Origin of the sequence: Wolbachia endosymbiont of Drosophila leontia, from assembly GCF_028981785.1 — a bacterium.
Classification (GTDB): domain Bacteria; phylum Pseudomonadota; class Alphaproteobacteria; order Rickettsiales; family Anaplasmataceae; genus Wolbachia; species Wolbachia pipientis.
Window position 1 is genome coordinate 1 of sequence record NZ_JAPQLK010000155.1, and the last position, 1943, is coordinate 1943.

The following is a 1943-nucleotide window of genomic DNA, read 5'->3' on the forward strand; positions in this document are numbered from 1 at the left end:
TTTATGTTAAAATACAACATTTTGATGATTATGAAAAAGCTGGATTCCAGTGTCAAGCACTGGAATGACATCGTTTACTATGTACCATATTGCAATGTTCGTACAGCTGTGTGTCACGCACTTTGCTTCAATATTTGCACATTAGCCACTCCTCTAAACAGATACGCTAGTTTTTGTGAATATAATACAACGCAGCTTACCATTTGTTATGCAGACTTGCTACAACCCAAACTCTTCATTGACTTTATCAACTATTGCCTGTGGTGGATCCTCTCCCCATCCTGAATACAAAATCTCTCCATAGTCTGCAACATCTATAGAGCCAGTTCTGCTTTTTGCTAGAAACGTTTCTCTTTTCTCTTTATCAACTAATACATAATGCCACGCTGATTTTCCACGATCTTTACCACGGACTAAGTATATAAGATCTGACCTACTTCTTTTTGTTGCATCAGCAAAAGATCTCTTATTGACAGTTCTGCTTTTACTTTTTATGCCGCCAATTTCAGAAAAAGCTTCCTTGGATTCGGTTTTTTTGCCTGCTAATTCAGAAATTTTTCCTTTTTCCCCTAATGCCCGTTCTTTGGTGTTTTGAGACGAATACTTACTGGAAAAACCTTCCCCTGTACCGCCAGGAGTCCTGTTTGTGAAACGCTTAGTAAATGAATTATTGTCGTTGTTTTCTGCCATAAAAATCTCCAAACTTTAGATTGTAGAATCCAAACTTTTACTACACTTTATCATATGTTAATTAAATTAATATAAATGAAAAATAATATAGTAATTATTACAGGAATTACGGCCTCAGGTAAATCAGAATTATGCGATAACCTGATAGAAAAATATGGAAATATTAGTATAATAAATTGTGATTCAAAGCAGGTATATGAAGAAATTCCCATAATTACTGCTCAACCACCAAAGCAAGAAGAATTTTATAAACTATATGGTTATGTTTCAGCAAAAGAAAATTATTCCGTGGGTCTATGGTTAGAAGATTTAGAAAAAGAAGTTAATCACGCACTAGAAAATGCTCAAATACCTATCATCACTGGAGGAAGTGGGCTCTACATTAGCAGCTTAATCAAGGGCTTATCATCAATGCCACAAATAAGTCAGGAAGTGAGGAAAAATGTAAGCGAATTAAGGAAAAATTTAAGTAAAGAGGAGTTTTACAAATTAGCGCTAAGCAAAGATCCAAGGATTCAAGGTAAAGTGTTCATGAATGACTCGCACCGCCTTTCAAGGGCACTTGAAGTTATCACTGAAACTGGCAAGTCAATTTTTGTATGGCAAGAGAATAGACAGCCTCCCTTGTTCAATAATTTTAAGATACACACAATTTTGCCTAAGCGTGAAGACGTATATCAAAAAACAAATTCTCGTTTCATTACAATGGTTGAAAATGGAGCAATTGATGAAGTAAAGAAGCTACTTAGCATGAACCTAGCTCCACATTTGCCAGCTATGAAAGCACACGGAGTGCCAGAAATTATAAAGTACTTGAAAGGTGAGATTACTTTAGACGAAGCGATACAAATTGCTCAAACAAACACAAGACACTACGCGAAACGTCAATATACTTGGTTTAAAAATCAGTTCCCAAGTTCTGAAGTCATTGATTGTGCAAATGAGCTAACAGCGCTTGAAATATTTTAATTGTTAGTTTCTAGGTGTATTTCCATACTCATTGCTATGAATGGACGGTTCCATACTTTCCAGATGGCTGTTCACTTTTGGTGGCTTATCCAAGCCATGCTCTATTTTTATTTTAAAAAATCCAAGCCTCTCGCAAAATTTCTGAAAACACTCTTTTATAACGTCAAACAAGTTTTTATCACCTATATTATAGTCCTTTGTTATAGTCCTTCAGTCTCTTAGAACCTGTTTAAAATCTTCGTAATAGGAGAGAAATGAAGGAAAGGACAATCATTTGCAAGCTG

Annotated in this window: 2 protein-coding genes; one reads left to right on the forward strand and one right to left on the reverse strand. The window is 35.4% G+C overall.

Annotated features, from left to right (window positions below; all coding sequences use genetic code 11):
* Positions 1–219: 219 nt before the first annotated feature.
* The gene (locus OZD63_RS05595) at positions 220–690 is read right to left on the reverse strand and encodes a hypothetical protein (RefSeq protein ID WP_275008337.1); all 471 of its coding nucleotides are present in this window, start codon (positions 688–690) and stop codon (positions 220–222) included.
* Positions 691–765: 75 nt separating this feature from the next.
* On the opposite strand from OZD63_RS05595, the gene miaA reads away from it, so the two are divergent.
* The gene (gene miaA, locus OZD63_RS05600) at positions 766–1659 is read left to right on the forward strand and encodes a tRNA (adenosine(37)-N6)-dimethylallyltransferase MiaA (protein WP_275008338.1); all 894 of its coding nucleotides are present in this window, start codon (positions 766–768) and stop codon (positions 1657–1659) included.
* Positions 1660–1943 lie beyond the last annotated feature (284 nt).